General features: G+C 45.4%; 15 protein-coding genes. 13 read left to right on the plus strand and 2 right to left on the minus strand.

What is annotated here, in order from left to right:
* The first annotated feature begins 17 nt into the window (after positions 1-17).
* From arcC to GVO60_RS19560, 11 genes are all read left to right on the plus strand, one after another.
* A complete protein-coding gene (gene arcC / locus GVO60_RS19510; RefSeq protein WP_159657058.1) occupies positions 18-929 on the plus strand; it encodes a carbamate kinase in 912 nt (303 codons plus the stop codon).
* 96 nt (positions 930-1025) lie between these two features.
* Positions 1026-2036 carry an ornithine carbamoyltransferase gene (locus GVO60_RS19515; RefSeq protein WP_008078865.1) on the plus strand — a complete coding sequence of 337 codons (1011 nt, stop codon included), beginning with the start codon at positions 1026-1028 and terminating at the stop codon, positions 2034-2036.
* 412 nt (positions 2037-2448) lie between these two features.
* Positions 2449-3378, plus strand: a complete 930-nt coding sequence (gene pyrB, locus GVO60_RS19520) for an aspartate carbamoyltransferase (RefSeq protein ID WP_159657060.1) — start codon at positions 2449-2451, stop codon at positions 3376-3378.
* A 17-nt stretch (positions 3379-3395) separates the two neighbouring features.
* On the plus strand, positions 3396-3860 hold the full coding sequence (gene pyrI, locus GVO60_RS19525; protein ID WP_159657062.1) for an aspartate carbamoyltransferase regulatory subunit: 465 nt from the start codon (positions 3396-3398) through the stop codon (positions 3858-3860).
* A 296-nt stretch (positions 3861-4156) separates the two neighbouring features.
* A complete protein-coding gene (locus GVO60_RS19530; RefSeq protein WP_159657064.1) occupies positions 4157-4645 on the plus strand; it encodes an arginine repressor in 489 nt (162 codons plus the stop codon).
* Positions 4646-4825: 180 nt separating this feature from the next.
* Complete coding sequence (locus GVO60_RS19535) at positions 4826-6625, plus strand: protein-disulfide reductase DsbD (protein WP_159657066.1); 1800 nt, start codon at positions 4826-4828, stop codon at positions 6623-6625.
* 286 nt (positions 6626-6911) lie between these two features.
* Positions 6912-7547: a response regulator gene (locus tag GVO60_RS19540; protein WP_159657067.1), complete on the plus strand. Its 636-nt coding sequence runs from the start codon at positions 6912-6914 to the stop codon at positions 7545-7547.
* Between the two features lie 106 nt (positions 7548-7653).
* On the plus strand, positions 7654-8280 hold the full coding sequence (locus tag GVO60_RS19545; protein ID WP_159657069.1) for a MarC family protein: 627 nt from the start codon (positions 7654-7656) through the stop codon (positions 8278-8280).
* Positions 8281-8500: 220 nt separating this feature from the next.
* Positions 8501-8764, plus strand: a complete 264-nt coding sequence (locus GVO60_RS19550) for a DUF4212 domain-containing protein (RefSeq protein ID WP_159657071.1) — start codon at positions 8501-8503, stop codon at positions 8762-8764.
* A gap of 12 nt (positions 8765-8776) precedes the next feature.
* Positions 8777-10504, plus strand: coding sequence for a sodium:solute symporter family protein (locus GVO60_RS19555; protein ID WP_159657073.1), 1728 nt, complete (start codon positions 8777-8779; stop codon positions 10502-10504).
* A 95-nt stretch (positions 10505-10599) separates the two neighbouring features.
* Complete coding sequence (locus GVO60_RS19560) at positions 10600-11082, plus strand: hypothetical protein (protein ID WP_159657075.1); 483 nt, start codon at positions 10600-10602, stop codon at positions 11080-11082.
* Between the two features lie 69 nt (positions 11083-11151).
* On the opposite strand, the gene GVO60_RS19565 is transcribed toward GVO60_RS19560, so the two are convergent.
* The gene (locus GVO60_RS19565; protein WP_159657077.1) at positions 11152-14580 is read right to left on the minus strand and encodes a hybrid sensor histidine kinase/response regulator; all 3429 of its coding nucleotides are present in this window, start codon (positions 14578-14580) and stop codon (positions 11152-11154) included.
* Positions 14581-14682: 102 nt separating this feature from the next.
* Positions 14683-15861, minus strand: a complete 1179-nt coding sequence (locus tag GVO60_RS19570; RefSeq protein ID WP_159657079.1) for a 3-phenylpropionate MFS transporter — start codon at positions 15859-15861, stop codon at positions 14683-14685.
* 223 nt (positions 15862-16084) lie between these two features.
* Between GVO60_RS19570 and GVO60_RS19575 the strand changes: the two genes are divergently transcribed.
* Both GVO60_RS19575 and GVO60_RS19580 read left to right on the plus strand, forming a co-directional pair.
* Entirely contained in the window at positions 16085-17911 is a 1827-nt protein-coding gene (locus GVO60_RS19575) for a DUF294 nucleotidyltransferase-like domain-containing protein (RefSeq protein ID WP_159657081.1), read from the plus strand.
* Between the two features lie 10 nt (positions 17912-17921).
* On the plus strand, positions 17922-18554 hold the full coding sequence (locus GVO60_RS19580; protein ID WP_159657083.1) for a 3'-5' exonuclease: 633 nt from the start codon (positions 17922-17924) through the stop codon (positions 18552-18554).
* Positions 18555-18727: the final 173 nt, after the last annotated feature.

The raw sequence follows: 18727 nt of genomic DNA on the forward strand, positions 1-18727 counted from the left end.
GCAGAGAGATTCAAACAATGACTAAACAAACTGTAGTTGTCGCACTGGGTGGTAATGCCCTACTTCGTCGCGGTGAGCCGTTAGAAGCTGACGTTCAACGCCACAATATTGAAATTGCTGTCAATACTATTTCTAAAATAGCTCAAGAGTACAACGTTGTTCTTGTGCACGGTAATGGTCCTCAAGTTGGCCTTCTGGCTCTACAAGGTTTGGAATACAAAAAAGTAGCGCCATACCCACTAGATGTTCTAGGCAGTGAAACGCAAGGCATGATCGGCTACATGTTGATGCAAGAGTTCAAAAACCAAATGCCTGAAGCAAACGTCACTTGCATGTTGACGCAAATGACCGTGGATCCAAACGATCCAGCGTTTGCTGACCCAACCAAGCCAATCGGACCGATTTACGAAGAAGCTGAAGCGCGTGAAATGGCAGAGAAGTACCACTGGACAATCAAACCAGATGGCCAACACTTCCGCCGCGTGGTTCCTAGCCCACAACCAACAGGCATCATCGAAAACGATGCGATTACTAAGTTAATTGCTGAAGGCCACTTAGTTATCTGTACTGGCGGTGGCGGCATTCCAGTAAAACGTGAAAACGGCAAACTGGTTGGCGTTGAAGCGGTTATCGACAAAGACATGTCTGCTGCGTTCTTAGCAAAACAGTTAGACGCAGATGCACTACTTATCCTGACTGACGCAGATGCGGTTTACCTAGACTGGGGCAAACCAACACAACATGCACTGCGCAGCACTAACCCAACTGAACTAGCAAAATACCAATTTGATGCTGGCTCTATGGGACCAAAAATTGAAGCGTCATGCGAGTTCATTAAGCAAGGCGGAAAAGTGGTCGGTATCGGCTCTTTGGAAGATGGTTTACGCATCCTTCAAGGCACAGCTGGCACCAACATCACTAAAGGTTAATAACGAATTTAAGCAATACCAATAACTCAATTTAACTGCGCTTTCTTACCTCTTTCCCTGCAACCAAGGAAGCGCAAAACAAAAAAGGAAAACATCATGGCTTTTAATCTACGCAACCGTAACTTCCTAAAACTACTAGACTTTACTCCACGTGAAATCCAACACTTCTTGGATCTTTCTGCGGAACTTAAAAAAGCGAAATACAACGGCTATGAGCAACCTCGTCTAAAAGGCAAAAACATTGCCCTAATCTTCGAGAAAACGTCAACTCGTACACGTTGTGCATTCGAAGTTGCAGCATTTGACCAAGGCGCTCAAGTTTCTTACTTAGGCCCATCGGGTTCTCAAATTGGTCACAAAGAGTCAATGAAAGATACAGCACGCGTTCTTGGCCGCATGTACGATGGCATCGAGTACCGTGGCTTTGGTCAAGAGATCGTTGAAGAGCTAGGCGCATACGCTGGTGTACCAGTATGGAACGGCCTAACAGATGAATTCCACCCAACTCAAATCCTAGCTGACTTCCTAACTATGATGGAACACGGCCGCGGTAAACAGCTACACGAAATGAAGTTTGCATACCTAGGCGATGCTCGCAACAACATGGGTAACTCTCTAATGGTTGGCGCAGCGAAAATGGGCATGGACATCCGCCTAGTAGCACCAAAAGCGTTCTGGCCAGAAGAAGAGCTAGTGGCAACATGTCGTGAAATCGCTGAAGAAACAGGTGCGAAAATCACACTAACTGAAGACGTACAAGAAGGCGTTCAAGGTTGTGATTACCTATACACAGACGTATGGGTATCGATGGGCGAAGCAAAAGAAGCATGGGCTGAGCGTATCAACCTAATGATGCCTTACCAAGTAAACATGGAAATGCTAAAAGCAACAGGCAACCCACATGTGAAATTCATGCACTGCCTACCAGCATTCCACGGTGAAGATACAACAGTGGGCAAACAGCTTGCGGCAGAATACCCACAACTTAAAGACGGTGTAGAAGTAACAGATGAAGTGGTTGAGTCTAAACACTCTATCGTATTTGACGAAGCTGAAAACCGTATGCACACAATCAAAGCGGTAATGGTTGCAACTCTAGGCGACTAATCGAACTGCAGGGAAATGCGAGTGGCAGGATTGGAGTCACGCTCCTTGAATAAAGCTCGCATTTTTTTTCACACGATTTGATACAAAATAGCGACCTAGACGCCTTCAAGCAAGTTCTCACAATGGCTGAGAAAACCAAGCGAAAATATGCGAAGTTCGCATAAAAATCCAATTTATGGATACTTTTCGCAAACGCTTGCAAGGCGTTTTTTTGTCCGTATAATCCTCTGCAATTTGTCTAAGGAGTCCTAAGAATGACACAGTCACCAACAACCTTTCGTTGTTACCAAACGCGCCCAGAGTCGGGATCGTTTTCTGTTTCATTTTCTCCATTGATTCTATTCTAAGCCTCCTATTTTTAGGGGGCTTTTTTTTGTCTGTAATTTACCATTCGAGACGAGGAAACACTGCTATGGCGCATTCGTTATTTAATAAGCACATCATCTCCATCCCAGAGCTCAGCCGTAAAGAGCTAGAGCTGATCGTCGATACTGCGGCAAGATTAAAAGCTGAGCCAAACCCTGAGCTACTAAAAAACAAAGTAGTGGCAAGCTGCTTCTTTGAACCTTCAACCCGTACCCGCCTTTCATTTGAAACGGCTGTTCAGCGTTTAGGTGGTACTGTGATTGGTTTTGATAACGGTGGTAACACGTCATTGGCAAAGAAAGGGGAAACTTTGGCGGATTCCGTGCAAGTGATCGCTTCGTATGTAGATGCGTTTGTTATGCGTCACCCGCAAGAAGGCGCTGCGCGCTTGGCGTCTGAGTTTTCTAACGGTGTGCCAATTGTCAACGGCGGTGATGGCGCAAACCAACACCCAACTCAAACTCTGCTAGACCTGTTCTCGATTTACGAAACGCAAGGCACGCTAGACAATCTCAACGTTGCATTCGTTGGTGACCTTAAATACGGACGCACCGTTCACTCTCTGACTCAAGCATTGGCAAAATTCAACAATGTTCGCTTCTTCTTTATCGCCCCAGACGCCTTAGCGATGCCAGATTACATCTGCGAAGAACTTGAAGAAGCAGGCATTCAATTCAGCACGCACACCAATATTGATGACGTTGTGCCAGAGCTGGATGTGCTTTACATGACTCGCGTACAGAAAGAGCGTTTTGATGAATCTGAATACGCTCACATCAAATCGGCCTTTATCCTGACAGCGGCAACATTAACTGAAGCGCGCGATAACCTGAAAGTGCTTCACCCACTTCCTCGTGTTGATGAAATCACCACAGATGTAGATAAGACCAAACACGCTTACTACTTTGAACAGGCTGAAAATGGCGTTTACGCCCGCGAAGCCCTACTAGCCCTAGTTCTTAACGAAAACATTTAATAAGCAGGAGAGACATCATGGTGAAAGAAACTCAACTTCAAGTAGAAGCGATTCATAACGGCTCTGTGATTGACCATATCCCTGCGCATATCGGTATCAAAATCCTTAAGCTGTTCAAAATGCACAAAGCCAATCAGCGCATTACTATTGGCCTCAACTTGCCGTCATCAGCGTTAGGTGCCAAAGATCTGATTAAGATTGAAAACATCTATCTAACTAAAGAGCAGGCTAGCCAACTAGCACTGTACGCACCAAAAGCAACGGTAAATCAAATCGAAGAATACAAGGTGGTTAGTAAGCTGAACTTAACGCTTCCAGAAAGCATTGAAAGTGTTTTTGAGTGCCCGAATAGCAACTGTATTTCTCATGGTGAGCCAGTAGAAAGTCGCTTTAAAGTGCAGCAAAAGCAGGAAAATGTTCACCTGAAATGCCACTACTGTGAAAAAGTATTCTCACGTGAAATCATGACTGAAGCCCGCTAGATAACCTAGCTAAAGGCTACCCATATCCCACCAAAACAAGCCTGGATATTTATTCTTCTTAAGGAATAAATATCCACTTTTCAACAGAATAATTCGTTAACTCATTACAATAAATATAGTTTTTTATTTGGCGATCCCATTCACAAAGCCACATTTTATTTGGTGTTAAACTAAACTCGAATTCAATTCATAAAATCACCGCAGAAGTGATAGCTCAATTAATGGGTGCTAAGGGAGAAATGGAGTGCCTAAGTTTACATGGACGATTTATCCGTACGTCACGTTAAGGAGTTCTCATGAGTGAAACTCTAACCCCTATTAGTAATGATTATACCGAAGACAAAACATTAACTGCTGCTTGCAAGCGCCTACTTCAACAACAGAGCTTTGCGACGCAAAATGAACTGCGCGAAGCCCTAATTAATATTGGTTTTGAAGGCATAAGCCAATCAACAGTCTCACGCTTACTTTCTCAACTTGGTGTTGTAAAAGTGCAAAATGCCTGCGGTAAAAAAGTATACTGTATTACCGTTGAAACCGCGCCAGTTCGCGTAGAGTCCTCTATCTCTTCTCAGATTGAGTTCATCACGCACAACCAAGCGATGGTAGTGGTAAAAACGCACCCAGGCAGCGCACAGTTGGTTGCACGCTTAGTTGATATTGACCCACACACCGAAATTCTCGGCACGGTCGGCGGCAATGATACTGTGTTAGTCATTCCAAAAGACACCGCCCGAATCGATGCCTGTGAAAATGTCGTCCGCGCTCGCCTTGGAGTCGCATAAACACTTCATATTGAATGAGTTTCTTGGTTCTCGAATCGTTTATTAAAAGAGAGCCAAGATACTTGTTTTCAGTCAACCAACTTTTGCATTAAAGTTATTTATCTTTGCTTGAAACTTATTACAGCCTTCCCCTGTCTTATTGAGTTAAAATACATCAAATTTTACTCAAGTGACTGATTTATGCGTTTCGCCTTATCACTGTTAATCCTGTGCTTTTCTGTTGTTTCAACGCCTGCATTGGCCCTATTTGGTAATTCCAATTCTGCGCCAAACTTTGGTAACAACAGCAATACGTTTGTGCCTGTTGATGAAGCCTTCCCATTTAATTTCTATCAGCAAGACGATAAGGTCTTTCTCGATTGGCAAGTAAAGCCCGAGTATTACCTATATCAACACCGAATTTCTTTTAGCGGTGAACATGTCACGCTGGGTGATGTCACGATGCGAGACGGCGAACCTTACAAAGATGAATTTTTCGGTGATGTGAACATCTACACCACACCACTGTTTGCCGAAATTCCATTAACCAACTATCAAACAGGTGCTCGTTTGACGGTTCAGTATCAAGGCTGCGCGAAAGCCGGCTTTTGTTACCCACCAGAAACTCGCGTGATTGATTTGACCAGCTTTGCCTCTGCAGACACTCAGAAAATCACACCAGCGCAGTCTAACAACACTGAAGCGCTAACCTCTCAAAACGATACAACCGTTACTTCTGCCCCTCAATCAAAAGAGTCTAACCTGGCTTCTAAGCTTGGTGATAATTGGTGGACACCGCTACTCTTTTTGGCTCTTGGTATTGGTCTAGCCTTTACCCCTTGCGTACTGCCGATGTACCCAATTTTAACCAGTATTGTACTGGGCAGCGGTAAACTGAGTCATGGGCGCGCACTTGGTCTGTCATTCATTTACGTGCAAGGCATGGCACTGACTTACACATTACTTGGTTTGGTCGTTGCGTCAGCTGGTATGCAATTTCAAGCCGCGATGCAACACCCTTACGTGCTTATCGGCCTCAGCCTTCTATTTGTTACTTTAGCGATGTCGATGTTTGGCTTGTATAACTTGCAGTTACCAAGCAGCGTTCAGACTTGGCTTAATAACATTAGCAACAAGCAACAAGGTGGTAGCACATTAGGTGTATTTGCGATGGGTGCTATTTCAGGCCTTGTCTGTTCACCTTGTACGACAGCGCCATTGTCTGGAGCGCTACTGTATGTGGCGCAAAGCGGAGACTTACTAACAGGCGGCGTAGCGCTCTACGCATTGGCCTTGGGTATGGGCATCCCACTGATATTGGTTGCAGTGTTTGGCAATAAGTTACTACCAAAAGCAGGCAACTGGATGGATCGCGTAAAAACCTTGTTTGGTTTTGTGCTGCTCGCTGCACCGCTATTCTTACTAGAGCGAATTCTGCCAGAAATTTGGGCAACAGGTTTATGGTCTGCGCTCGGTATTATTGCCTTTGGTTGGCTATATCATGTGAAAAACTCGCTACCTTTTGGCGGATGGAAACAGAGCACTGTGGGCATTATTGCTTTCTTAGGCCTATTTGCTTCTGCCCAACCGGCGCTCAATTACTGGTATGGTAACCATGCAGAGCAAGTTCAAGCGAATATTCAGTTCACTCGCATTTCTAACGTGTCAGAATTAGAGACACAATTAGAGCAGGCCAAATTGGCAGGTAAACCGGTTATGCTGGATTTCTACGCTGACTGGTGTGTCGCGTGTAAAGAGTTTGAAAAGTACACATTCCACCAGCCAAACGTAGAGCAAAAACTGCAAGGCTTTGTACTGCTGCAAGCGGATGTCACCAAAAACACCCCGCAAGACATTGAACTACTCAAACAAATGAACGTACTGGGGCTTCCGACTATCGAGTTTTGGGATAGCCAAGGAGAGCATGTAAGCAACGCTCGCGTGACAGGTTTCATGCAAGCCGAGCCTTTCTTAGAGCATTTGGTTACCCATAACCTTTAAGCTTAACTGTGTCGCGCCTTTGGTTTACGAAAAGGCGCGACTCATCAAAAACCTCTACTTCTATACCTCGCGATACTGAATTAGCTTTGGGTTACCCATAAACCAAAAGCATATCGACTTACCGCTATATTGACGTTCCTAAAGTTCCAAAACGCAATTCGCTCATTTATATGCAATTTTTCTAATAAAACCCGATACAGTTCAGACTTTTAATGCATAAACATTGTCCACACTCTCAAAGGTGTCAATAATTCTGTTAACCAATTTGTTATAAGTGCTTAACGTCATGGATTCGACCTACAACATTATCATAGCCGACGACCACCCTCTGTTTCGCAATGCACTATTCCAGTCTGTGCATATGGCCGTGAGTGGTGCCAATCTTTTAGAGGCGGATTCTCTAGAAGCGCTACTTTCCGTTCTTGCCAAAGAAGAAGAACCCGATCTGCTGCTATTGGATTTAAAGATGCCCGGAGCAAATGGTATGTCTGGCTTGATTCATTTACGTGCAGAATACCCTGATCTGCCAATTGTCGTCGTGTCAGCCAGTGAAGAATCATCTGTTGTTACTCAGGTCAAAAGCCACGGTGCATTTGGCTTTATTCCTAAATCAAGCGATATGCGCGAACTTGTCAGCGCCTTGAACCAAGTGCTAAATGGCGAACCCTTCTTCCCTGAAGGTTCAATCACCAACAATGCTGCATGTAACGATTTAGCTGAGAAAATTTCTACTCTAACACCACAACAATACAAAGTTCTCGGAATGCTATCTGATGGTTTACTGAATAAGCAAATTGCCTATGAGTTAAATGTTTCAGAAGCCACAATCAAAGCCCATATGACGGCCATCTTTAGAAAGTTAGGTGTAAAAAATCGCACCCAAGCGGTAATTTTACTTCAACAGCTAGAATCAGAAGCTTAATTCACTTAATTTTAACTTAAGGCACCAATATTTTTGCTATTCTCTCTGAGTCAGTCACTACTGACTCATCCATCCCTCTGTTCCTTTACTCTGGGAGAAAAGCAAAGTGCTCAGCATTCTTATTACTCAATTCGTTGTCCTGTGGGCTGTCATCGACCCTATCGGCAGTGTTCCGGTCTATTTGTCACAAACCTCACACTTAACTGCAAAACAGCGCCGCTTAGTCGCCCTGAAAGCCGTTGCTATAGCCACTGGTGTCTTACTGTTTTTCCTACTCGCTGGACAACTGTTGCTTGAAGCGATGCAAATTCCACTGCCCGCATTCCAAGCCGCAGGTGGATTGGTGTTGTTACTTTTTGCCCTGACGATGATTTTCGGTGAGTCCAAGCCAGAGCAAGAGACCAAGTTATCCCAAGAGATCAGCCACTCTGATCTAGCCGATTTAGCCGTCTACCCTTTAGCGATTCCATCCATTGCTTCTCCTGGTGCAATGATGGCAATTGTGATGCTAACCGATAACCACCGCTACTCTCTGTTTGATCAAGGCTTAACCGCAGCCGTGATGATTGCGGTTCTATTGATTACCTTACTGCTTCTTCTTGGAGCAACGCACATACAAAAGTGGATTGGTAATGTTGGCGCGGCGATTATCAGTCGCGTAATGGGGCTAATATTGGCAGCAGTGGCAGTCAATAATCTGCTGATGGGGATCAAAGATTTCTACTTAAGCTGATTTATTTTCCTTACCGCACTGCAGAAACATTAGACTTTTGGCTAATTTAACACGGTGTTAACATCACAAATTCCAAACGATTCCCTTTAAGCGCCTTATTTTTAGGCGCTTTTTGTTTTATACGCCCCGACTAAAGTTGAAAAGAGTTCTTGCCCCACCCTTGCTAGTGTAGATATTGAAACATTTTCTTAACAACAAAACCAATCGTAAGGAGGCGGCAATGGCGTTTGAAAGTCAGGAAAGAGCCAAAGCCTATTGGGACAAGAACGTAAAACTGATGATCAACCTAATGGTAGTTTGGTTTGTCGTTTCTTTTGGGTGCGGCATTTTATTTGTCGACGTACTTAATCAATTTCAAATAGGTGGTTACAAACTAGGATTCTGGTTTGCACAGCAAGGATCCATCTATACCTTCCTAGGTATTATTTTCTACTACGCGTGGAAAATGCGCCAACTAGACCGTGAATTCGGCGTAGATGAGTAAGGAGTAACTCAGATGGATTTGAAAACAATCACTTATCTCGTAGTAGGTGCTACCTTTATTCTCTATATCGGTATAGCGATTTGGGCACGCGCGGGTTCAACAAAAGAGTTCTATGTTGCTGGCGGCGGTGTAAACCCAATTGCTAACGGTATGGCGACAGCTGCGGACTGGATGTCTGCTGCATCATTTATTTCAATGGCAGGTTTGATTGCCTTTATGGGCTACGGCGGCAGTGTCTTCCTCATGGGTTGGACTGGCGGGTACGTACTGTTGGCACTATTACTTGCTCCTTACCTACGTAAGTTTGGTAAGTTCACGGTACCTGAGTTTGTAGGTGAGCGTTTCTACTCAAACGCAGCACGTATTGTAGCAGTAGTCTGTCTTATCATCGCATCGGTAACCTACGTTATCGGCCAGATGAAAGGCGTTGGTGTTGCGTTCGGTCGTTTCCTTGAAGTAGATTACTCAACTGGTCTTCTGATTGGTATGTGTATCGTATTTATGTACGCTGTAATGGGCGGTATGAAAGGCATCACGTACACGCAGATTGCTCAATATTGCGTACTCATTCTTGCTTACACTATCCCTGCAATCTTTATCTCTCTGCAACTAACAGGTAACCCACTACCACAAATCGGTCTAGGAAGTACCATTTCCGGCACCGATGTCTATCTCCTCGATAGGCTCGACCAAGTGGTGACCGAACTAGGATTCAGTGAATATACCACCCAAGTCCGTGGTGATACGCTAAACATGTTTGTTTACACCATGTCACTGATGATTGGTACTGCTGGTCTACCACACGTAATCATCCGCTTCTTCACTGTACCAAAAGTGCGTGACGCACGTACCTCAGCAGGTTGGGCATTGTTCTTCATCGCGATCCTATACACGACTGCACCAGCAGTATCTGCAATGGCTCGCTTAAACCTAATGGATACAGTAAACCCTGCACCTGGCCAACACCTTGCTTATGATGAGCGTCCGGATTGGTTCAAGAACTGGGAGAAAACAGGTCTACTAGGCTTTGATGATAAGAACGGCGACGGCCTTATCGAATACACATCAAGCGCAGCAACAAACGAGCTAAAAGTTGACCGTGACATCATGGTACTGGCTAACCCTGAGATTGCGAAGCTACCTAACTGGGTAATCGCTCTTGTGGCAGCGGGTGGTCTAGCGGCGGCACTTTCTACGGCGGCAGGTCTACTGCTTGCGATATCCTCGGCCATCTCCCATGACTTAATCAAGGGCGTAATAAATCCGAATATATCCGAGAAGAAAGAGCTACTCGCAAGTCGAATAGCCATGGCGGTCGCCATCGCAGTCGCAGGTTATCTTGGCCTCAATCCACCTGGTTTTGCGGCAGGTACGGTAGCTCTGGCGTTCGGTCTGGCGGCATCCTCTATCTTCCCTGCGTTGATGATGGGTATCTTCAGTAAGAGCATCAACAAAGAAGGTGCAATCGCAGGTATGATTGCGGGTATCACAATTACACTGTTCTACGTATTCCAACACAAAGGCATCCTATTCATCGCTGATTGGAAATACCTAGAAAGCTGGGGCAGCAACTGGTTCTTAGGCATTGAACCAAACGCATTCGGTGCAATTGGTGCAATGTTTAACTTCATCGTTGCATTCGCAGTATCACGTGTAACTGAAGAAACACCACAAGAAGTGAAAGATTTAGTTGAACACGTACGCGTACCTGCAGGTGCTGGCGACGCTGTTGACCACTAATAATAATACCTGAACCACAAAAGCCCCGATTGGGGCTTTTTTATTCGCTAGATTAGGTTAATTTAACCTTACGTCGTTGTAGCAAGGAAGCCAACATGTTCAAAAATAAGCATTTTATTATCGCATTACTGATCGCCCCAATTCTTTCTTTGATTGCTTACTTTGGCACTGACATGGCGTTAAGTGAGAAGCCACATGCAGCAAAAGAAGGGGAAAGCTACAAATTAGCCGCCAAATCGAACTGCCGCTATACGAGTGGTCTGTGTGACTTAAATAATGGCGATTTCAAAGTGCAATTTCGTTCGGAAAAGCTCACCGAATCAGAACTACAGCTGTCATTAAAATCCGCGTTCCCATTAGACGGCGTGAAACTCTCTTTAGTTGATAGCCAAGATCAAGCTGGACAACCTATTGACATGACGGCAGCCGACCAAGCCGGGAACAATTGGTACATTACCCTACCTAAACCTGCATCAGCAGAAAGCTGGTTACGCATGGCGATTCAAGCAGACGGCACTTTTTACTACGGCGAAACTCAAACTGCATTTGTTAAATACGAAACACTCTTTACTGAATAGCCATTAGCTTAAACGTACAAAGGGTTGGCAATTGCCAACCCTTTTTTATCAATGTCATTGAGTAACTCTCTATACCCGATTCAATATCGCTCTTAACTTAAGCGGCTTCACGGGCTTAGGAATAAAACCAAAGCCATTAGATTTAATACCATCCATCATGTCATTGGTGCGGTCAGCACTAATGATGACCCCTTCAAAGCTATCTCCGAGGCGCAGTCGACACTGCTGCAAGACTTCAAGCCCCGTTCGACCATTGTCGAGACGATAATCAGAAAGAATCACGTCTGGTAGCCAGTCGTCTTCGATCGATTTCAAGCTAGTTACAATATCGGTTGCCGTTCTTACGTCACAGCCCCAACGAGCGAGAAGGTTCTCCATCCCCACGAGAATGTCTGGCTCATTATCAACGCAAAGGACTTTAAGATGACTCAAATCAGATACCGCAGCCGTCGGTGCCACTTGAGGCTGAGCTAATACTTGTGTAGCGCGACTCAAAGTAATAGAGAAGACACTCCCCTCACCGGGCCAAGAACGCATCGAGATCTGGTGTCCAAGCACGTGGGCAATACCTTTAGAAATGGCTAAACCTAAACCCAAACCTTGATCCGAACGAACCTGACTACCACGAGTAAACTCCTCAAAGATCTCTTGCTGCTTATCTTCATCAATACCCGTGCCGTTATCCCACACATCAATACGCGCTTGTCCATCTACCCGTCGAACACCCAATACCACTTTGCCATTTGGGTTATAACGGAACGCATTGGTTAAGAAATTTTGAACCACGCGGCGGAGCAGTTTTGGGTCAGATTCAACAATAAGTTGGCTAGGCACCATCTCAAACTCAATCCCCTGCTGTTTGGCTAATGCACTAAACTCAGCATTCAAATTGGCCAACACATCATTGACGGCAAACGCATGCACATTGACATCGAGCTTGCCCGATTCAAGTCGTGAAATATCAAGTAAATCACCAATCAAATCTTCTGCCGCACCCAACGCACTTTCAATGTAGTGAGAAAGCTTTTTGGTCTCTTCTTCTTTTGCCACTTCAGACAATGACGACGCAAATAACCTTGCTGCATTTAACGGTTGCATCAAGTCGTGGCTCACGGCCGCAAGAAATCGTGATTTAGACTGTGACTCATGCTCCGATCGTTGAGTCGCTGCGACTAACTGCTTATTTAGATTCTCTAACTCTTGAGTTCGTTTATGAACACGCTCTTCCAGAGATTCGTTCGCCTCTTTTAACGCTTGTTCTGCGTCTCGGAAAACGGTGATGTCAGTAAAACTCATTACAAAGCCGCCACCCGGCATTGGATTCCCCTGCACTTCAATCACTCTGCCATCAGGGCGAACGCGAGAAGAAGTATGCCTTGTACCATGCTCAAGGTGATAGACGCGGCGACGAACGTGTTCTTCTGGATCGCCAGGGCCGCATAAACCCTGCTCCGCATTGTGACGAATCACATCCGCAATGGGTCTGCCGACCTGAATCAATCCGGTTGGAAAGGTAAACAGTTCTAAATAACGTTGGTTCCACGCCACCAGCCTAAGTTGTTTATCAACCACAGCAATGCCCTGACCAATATGTTCAATCGCGCCTTGCAGTAAGCCACGGCTAAAGTCATACAGCTCCGAGGCCTCATCAACAATGGTTGCCACCTCTTCGAGCTGCATATTGCGCCCTTGCAGCGCAGAGGTCAGTACTAACTTAGCTGATGACGCACCGAATACCCCAGCGAGAACCCGCTCAGTATGACGAATCAGTGTAGAAGGGGCTTGCTGGTTCGGTAGCATGGTTTCATGCTGCTGCATCCAATACTGCTTGAACGCATTTCGCACCCGCTGCCGCCCAACAAAGCGTGAAGCAAGCATCTCTAATTCACCGACAGTGACACGGCTTTGGTAGAGACTCATGTTTTCGCTTTCTGGCAGTGGCGTCCCGACGAATGAAGCAGATTGTAAACGCTCACTCAGGCTGGCGCGCGTCACAGAGGAGATCAAAACATAACAAAGAGCATTGGCAACAACACTCAATACAATGCCCCAATCAGAGCTTTGAATCCCAGAACCATCAAGAAACGCTGGAGGGCTCACCACCCAGAGCAAGAAGTTACTATCCGCATCGCCTGCCAGCATGTCCGTTTGGCTCATCAAGGTAATCAGCCAAATAGTGAAGCCAACAGCAAGGCCTACATAAGCCCCTTTACGATTGCCTTGACGCCAATACATACCACCAATGATGGCAGGTGCGAATTGGGTAATCGCCGCAAAAGAGAGAAAACCAATCGCAGATAAAGAGTGAATATTGCCAAGTGCCTGATAGAAGCCCCATGCTCCAAACAGTAGCAACATGATCAAGCCACGACGAATAACTAACAATAACCCTGAAAAATGGCGATGATTGCGCTGAGTTAACCGCATTCGGCGCAATAGCAATGGCATCACTAAGTCGTTCGACACCATGATTGCCAAAGCAATAGTAGAAACAATCACCATACCACTCGCCGCAGACGTACCACCAAGAAAAGCCAATAGAGCGATATCTTGCGCCCCGACAGCCATAGGCAAGCTGATCACATAGGTATCGGCACTCACACCCGATAATAAGCTTTGCCCCACCCAAGCGATTGGTAAAACAAATAAGCCCATTAAGATGAGGTATAGCGGGAACAACCAACGCGCGGTGTGCAGATCTTGCGCCCGTTCATTTTCAACCACCATAGTATGAAACTGACGAGGCAGGCAGACGATCGCCATCATCGTCAGCAAGGTATGGATAATCAGGGTTGGGACATTAGGGGATTGATAGGTTTGTGAAGCGATCTCAAGCAGTTCAATATCACTACGACCAAGAGCTAAATAGAGAATAAAACAGCCGACCACTAAAAAGGCTACCAGCTTGAGTACTGACTCAAAAGCGATCGCCATCATCATGCCGCGGTGGTGCTCAGTGTTATCAATATGACGAGTACCAAACAGCATGGTAAAAATAGCCAATGCTGCAACCACGAACCAAGAGACATCAGCCCCTTCTTCGCCCACGCTACCAGAGAGTTCGGGAGCTATGATCTCAAGCCCCATGGTAATACCACGCAGTTGTAGTGCAATATATGGCAAGATACCAGCAACCGCGATTAGAGTAACGACCACCGCTAACCCTTGCGACTTACCATATCGAGCAGCAATAAAGTCAGCAATGGAAGTGATGTGCTCTCGTTTGGCGGTAATGATTAAGCGAGCCAACACCCGCCAACCCAAAGTAAACACAATAATGGGCGCGATGTAGATCGGTAGAAATGACCAAGGGTTATTGCTGGCCTGCCCGACCGTTCCATAGAAGGTCCACGACGTACAGTAAACCGCAATCGACAAGCTGTAGATCCAAGGTCGCCACTTTGCCAACCACTTGCTTTGCTTATCTCCATACCAGGCAATAAAAAACAGTAACCCGAGATACAACAGTGATACCAATATCACTAACCAACCTTGCATCAGATATCCTTATCTATTCGCTATTTCAGTCGTAAAAAAACCTCTCCATATTGGAGAGGTTTCATTTAACTAAGGATACCCTTTGAACTCAATCAGTCCGGGTTAATTCTGTGGTTCAGGCTCCATAACCTTAGCGCCATGAGACGATTGAGGATCAACTTTAATCAACAACGCCAACACCCCCATTGCCGCCATCGCCCAGAATACATTCGCTCCCCATCGCTCGTATCCCCAGCCACTTAAGGTTGTCATCAAAGCGATAAAGGCACCTAGAGGAATCGCATTATACAAGGCTTGCAGCGCCACCATTTTGTGCGGTTCTGAATTCTGAATGTATTGAATAGCACCAATATGAGCAATGGCAAACGTCACCCCATGCAACAGCTGAATCATCACCAATGCAAGCAGCATCGTCGTAGAAGCAGTTAGCCCCCAGCGCACAATCACACCCACAGCGGCAACAACAAAAAAGGCCCGAAGTGACCAGCCTGCAAACAGGCGCTTACTCAGTGCGAAAATCGCTACTTCGGCGACGACTCCAAGACTCCATAGGTAACCAATAATATCTTCTGAGTAACCCGCGCCTTTCCAGTAAATAGAACTAAAACTGTAATACGCTGCGTGGCTACCTTGAATCAAAGCCACCAGCAGCAAGAACTTCACGACTGGAATTTCACGCAGTAACTCAGTGAGTTTTGGTCGCTCTGCATGCTCTTCCGCCGTAGTGACTGGCATGGGATTAATACTGCGCATTGAAAAAATCAAACCGACCAATACACCAACTAAGGCCGTATACAGAATCATATCAGTGCCAAACTTGGCCACCATAAAACCAACAACCGTTGAGCCTGCAATAAAGGCAATCGAACCCCATAGGCGGGTACGTCCATAGTCGAGCAATTTTAGACGAGAATAGTAGTTCGCCATCGCATCAGAAAGGGGAACAATTGGGCCACAACATAAGTTAAACAGTACTGTTGCTAACGCCATCAACCAAAAACTGCCGCCAGCAAAGAAGTGGAAACCAACAAACAGAAGCGCAGCAAAACTTAACCAACGCAGTGCTGGTATGAGATGCTCTACTTTATGGATTCGAGGTGTCAACACCATATTCGCCACACAACGAGTCGCAAAACCAATACCGACTAACAAACCAATATCAGTTGGTGATACGCCCTGCTCTTCAAACCACAGTGCCCAAAATGGCAGATACACACCATAGGCAAAGAAAAAGCCGATAAAATACTGGGAAATCCAGCCATAAGGAGAAGGGGTCAGCATTATTACCTCAAAATGCTTAAGAACAGATGCCGTATTATCCACTTTGTAACAAAACTTAAAAAGGGAAGAATCAGTCCGAAACCGTTTCCGTATTCTCCCCTTGTAAACCTTACCCAAGTGAAAAGAGCCATTTATTGATCTGACAACTTCGACCAAAGTCGTCTGGCGGTTCTTTATAAACTTGTCACACTTAGGCTATGGTCTCTGCACATGTAGGTCACTCATGCCTGACAAATTTAATATGCACTCCGCTCCGTTCAACCGCCTTGATGAGAAGCAACAAGCTCAGCTGCGGGCTTCTCTGGACGTTGCGTACTTTCGAGAAAAAGAGACCATATTGGCAACCAATGCAGACAGTCAGCACTTACATATTCTGATCAAAGGCGCGGTTGAAGAGCGTAGTGAAGATGGCAGCGAGATTTTTGCCCATTACGCTAATGATGACCTATTTGATGTTCGAGCCTTATTCGAAAACCAGGTTCGCCACCACTACGTCGCACTAGAAGATACTTTAGTTTACCTACTGCCTAAGAAGATCTTTCTTGAGCTATACAACGATAACGGCCAATTCGCTGCCTATTTCGACACCAACCTTGCCAAGCGACAAGAGCTGATTGAAGCCGCGCAGCAACAGCAAAACCTCGCTGAGTTTATTCTGACTAAAGTCGATAGTGACATTTATCATCCGCCAATGATTTTAGAGCCGGACCAACCTCTCAATGAAGTTACTCGCACTTTAAAAGAGAACGGCATTGACTCAGCACTGGTGAAATTGAATGATGACGATATTCGTTTAATTGATGATCCAAGTAGCCTCCCTTATGGCATTGTCACTCGCACCAATATGCTTCATGCCGTTATGCTGGACGACCACCCTCTTGATACGCCAGTAGGTAAAATTGCCACCTTTCCTGTGATTCATATTGATGACGGTGATTTCCTATTTAACGCCATGATCAAGATGACTCGAAATAGAATGAAACGCGTCATGGTCGCCGATGGAAAAGAAGCCGTCGGCATGCTAGATATGACGCAAATATTGAGTGCTTTCTCAACCCATTCTCACGTACTCACTTTGAGTATTGCTCGCGCATCCAGCGTAGAAGAATTGGCTATGGCTTCAAACCGCCAACGCCAATTGGTTGATAGCCTACTAAGCAACGGTATCCGCACTCGATTCATCATGGAATTGATCTCTGCGGTTAATGAACAAATCATTGAAAAAGCCTTTGAACTGATTGTTCCACCAGCTCTTCACGATTACTGCTGCTTGGTGGTATTAGGCTCAGAAGGTCGTGGGGAACAGATCTTAAAAACCGATCAAGACAATGCCCTAATTGTTAAGGATGGTCTTGAGTGGCATCAATGCGAAAGTGTGATGGACCAACTCACTCACACCTTACAACAACTGGGCTATCCACTCTGCCCGGGCAATGTCATGGTCAACAACCCTAAATGGGTTAAAAGTCAAAGTGATTGGCAAAAAATGATCAGCAAATGGTCAAAGCCGACATCAGCCGAACAAGTGATGGACTTAGCCATATTTAGTGATGCTCATGCTGTCGCTGGCAATAAAGAATTATTAAAGCCAGTTAGGCATCATTTACGCCAGTTAATGCTCAACAATATGTTGGCTCTGCAAGATTTCTGTCGCCCCGCACTGCAATTTTCATTGCCACTCACTCTGTTTGGCAACGTAAAAAAAGACAAACAAGGCGTCGACCTAAAAAGCGGCGGCATCTTTCCGATTGTTCACGGTATTCGAACGTTGGCGCTTGAGTACGGCATTGAAGAAAGCAACACTTTCGACCGGATAGAAACTCTGCGCACCAAACGTATTCTGGAGCCCGATACGGCAGATAACCTCAGTGAAGCACTTAAGCTATTTTTCAAACTGCGCTTGGGCCAACAACTCGCTAACCAACACAGCAGTAATCGTATTGATTTAAAACAACTAGAACGAACCGAGCGAGATCTATTGCGCCATAGTTTGCACGTCGTGAAGAAATTTAAGCAGTTTCTTGGCTATCATTATCAGATAAGAGACTAAGGAAGTAGGTATGAACTGGCTTGTCCGTCGTTACTGGCATTTCAAACTCAAAGGGTCACCTTATCGTCCTTTATTTGCTTCGGTTGAAAAAGGCGAATACGTTTCGCTCGATTGTGAAACTACCAGCCTAGATCCAAATCGCGCTGAACTTGTCACCATTGCAGCCACCAAAATCATCGGCAATCGAATTATCACTAGCCGCCCATTTGAAGTTCGCCTGAGAGCACCGCAATCTCTCGACTCCAATTCAGTCAAAATCCATCAAATCCGCCACAAAGACCTCGTCGATGGTATTGATGAGAAACAGGCGCTAATTCAACTGCTCGACTTCATCGGAAACAAACCGCTAGTGGGTTACCACATCCGCTATGACAAAAAGATTCTCGATCTCGCGTGCTTACGTCATCTGGGTTTTCCATTACCTAACCCCCTAATTGAAGTTAGCCAGATCTACCACGACAAACTAGAAAGGCATCTCCCTAACGCTTATTTTGACCTCAGTTTAGATGCCATCTGTAAGCACCTAGACCTGCCGATGCAAGACAAACATGACGCCCTACAAGATGCGATTTCTGCTGCATTGGTTTTTGTCAGGCTAACAAAAGGTGATCTACCTAGCCTTAATCTGCCCTACGTTCGTTAATTCAACTTACGACTCAACTCTCAATTTGCGTTTTAATCCCTTAATTTTTAAGCATAAGTATCACTCTCATCCTAAAGTCTAATTGTCGAATCCAAGCCTGTGATTAAAAGTTATAGCCATAGGGAATTTACGACGTCAGGGTCTAGGACCTTATCGTTTTAAACGGACACTGC

This window comes from Vibrio atypicus (genome assembly GCF_009811315.1).
Taxonomy (GTDB): Bacteria; Pseudomonadota; Gammaproteobacteria; order Enterobacterales; family Vibrionaceae; genus Vibrio; species Vibrio atypicus.

Excerpts from the sequence above, each read along its gene's own strand:
- arcC (WP_159657058.1), top strand. The coding sequence starts at position 18 with ATGACTAAACAAACTGTAGTTGTCGCACTGGGTGGTAATGCCCTACTT.
- GVO60_RS19515 (WP_008078865.1), top strand. The coding sequence starts at position 1,026 with ATGGCTTTTAATCTACGCAACCGTAACTTCCTAAAACTACTAGACTTT.
- pyrB (WP_159657060.1), top strand. The coding sequence starts at position 2,449 with ATGGCGCATTCGTTATTTAATAAGCACATCATCTCCATCCCAGAGCTC.
- pyrI (WP_159657062.1), top strand. The coding sequence starts at position 3,396 with ATGGTGAAAGAAACTCAACTTCAAGTAGAAGCGATTCATAACGGCTCT.
- GVO60_RS19530 (WP_159657064.1), top strand. The coding sequence starts at position 4,157 with ATGAGTGAAACTCTAACCCCTATTAGTAATGATTATACCGAAGACAAA.
- GVO60_RS19535 (WP_159657066.1), top strand. The coding sequence starts at position 4,826 with ATGCGTTTCGCCTTATCACTGTTAATCCTGTGCTTTTCTGTTGTTTCA.
- GVO60_RS19540 (WP_159657067.1), top strand. The coding sequence starts at position 6,912 with ATGGATTCGACCTACAACATTATCATAGCCGACGACCACCCTCTGTTT.
- GVO60_RS19550 (WP_159657071.1), top strand. The coding sequence starts at position 8,501 with ATGGCGTTTGAAAGTCAGGAAAGAGCCAAAGCCTATTGGGACAAGAAC.
- GVO60_RS19555 (WP_159657073.1), top strand. The coding sequence starts at position 8,777 with ATGGATTTGAAAACAATCACTTATCTCGTAGTAGGTGCTACCTTTATT.
- GVO60_RS19560 (WP_159657075.1), top strand. The coding sequence starts at position 10,600 with ATGTTCAAAAATAAGCATTTTATTATCGCATTACTGATCGCCCCAATT.
- GVO60_RS19565 (WP_159657077.1), bottom strand. The coding sequence starts at position 14,580 with ATGCAAGGTTGGTTAGTGATATTGGTATCACTGTTGTATCTCGGGTTA.
- GVO60_RS19570 (WP_159657079.1), bottom strand. The coding sequence starts at position 15,861 with ATGCTGACCCCTTCTCCTTATGGCTGGATTTCCCAGTATTTTATCGGC.
- GVO60_RS19575 (WP_159657081.1), top strand. The coding sequence starts at position 16,085 with ATGCCTGACAAATTTAATATGCACTCCGCTCCGTTCAACCGCCTTGAT.
- GVO60_RS19580 (WP_159657083.1), top strand. The coding sequence starts at position 17,922 with ATGAACTGGCTTGTCCGTCGTTACTGGCATTTCAAACTCAAAGGGTCA.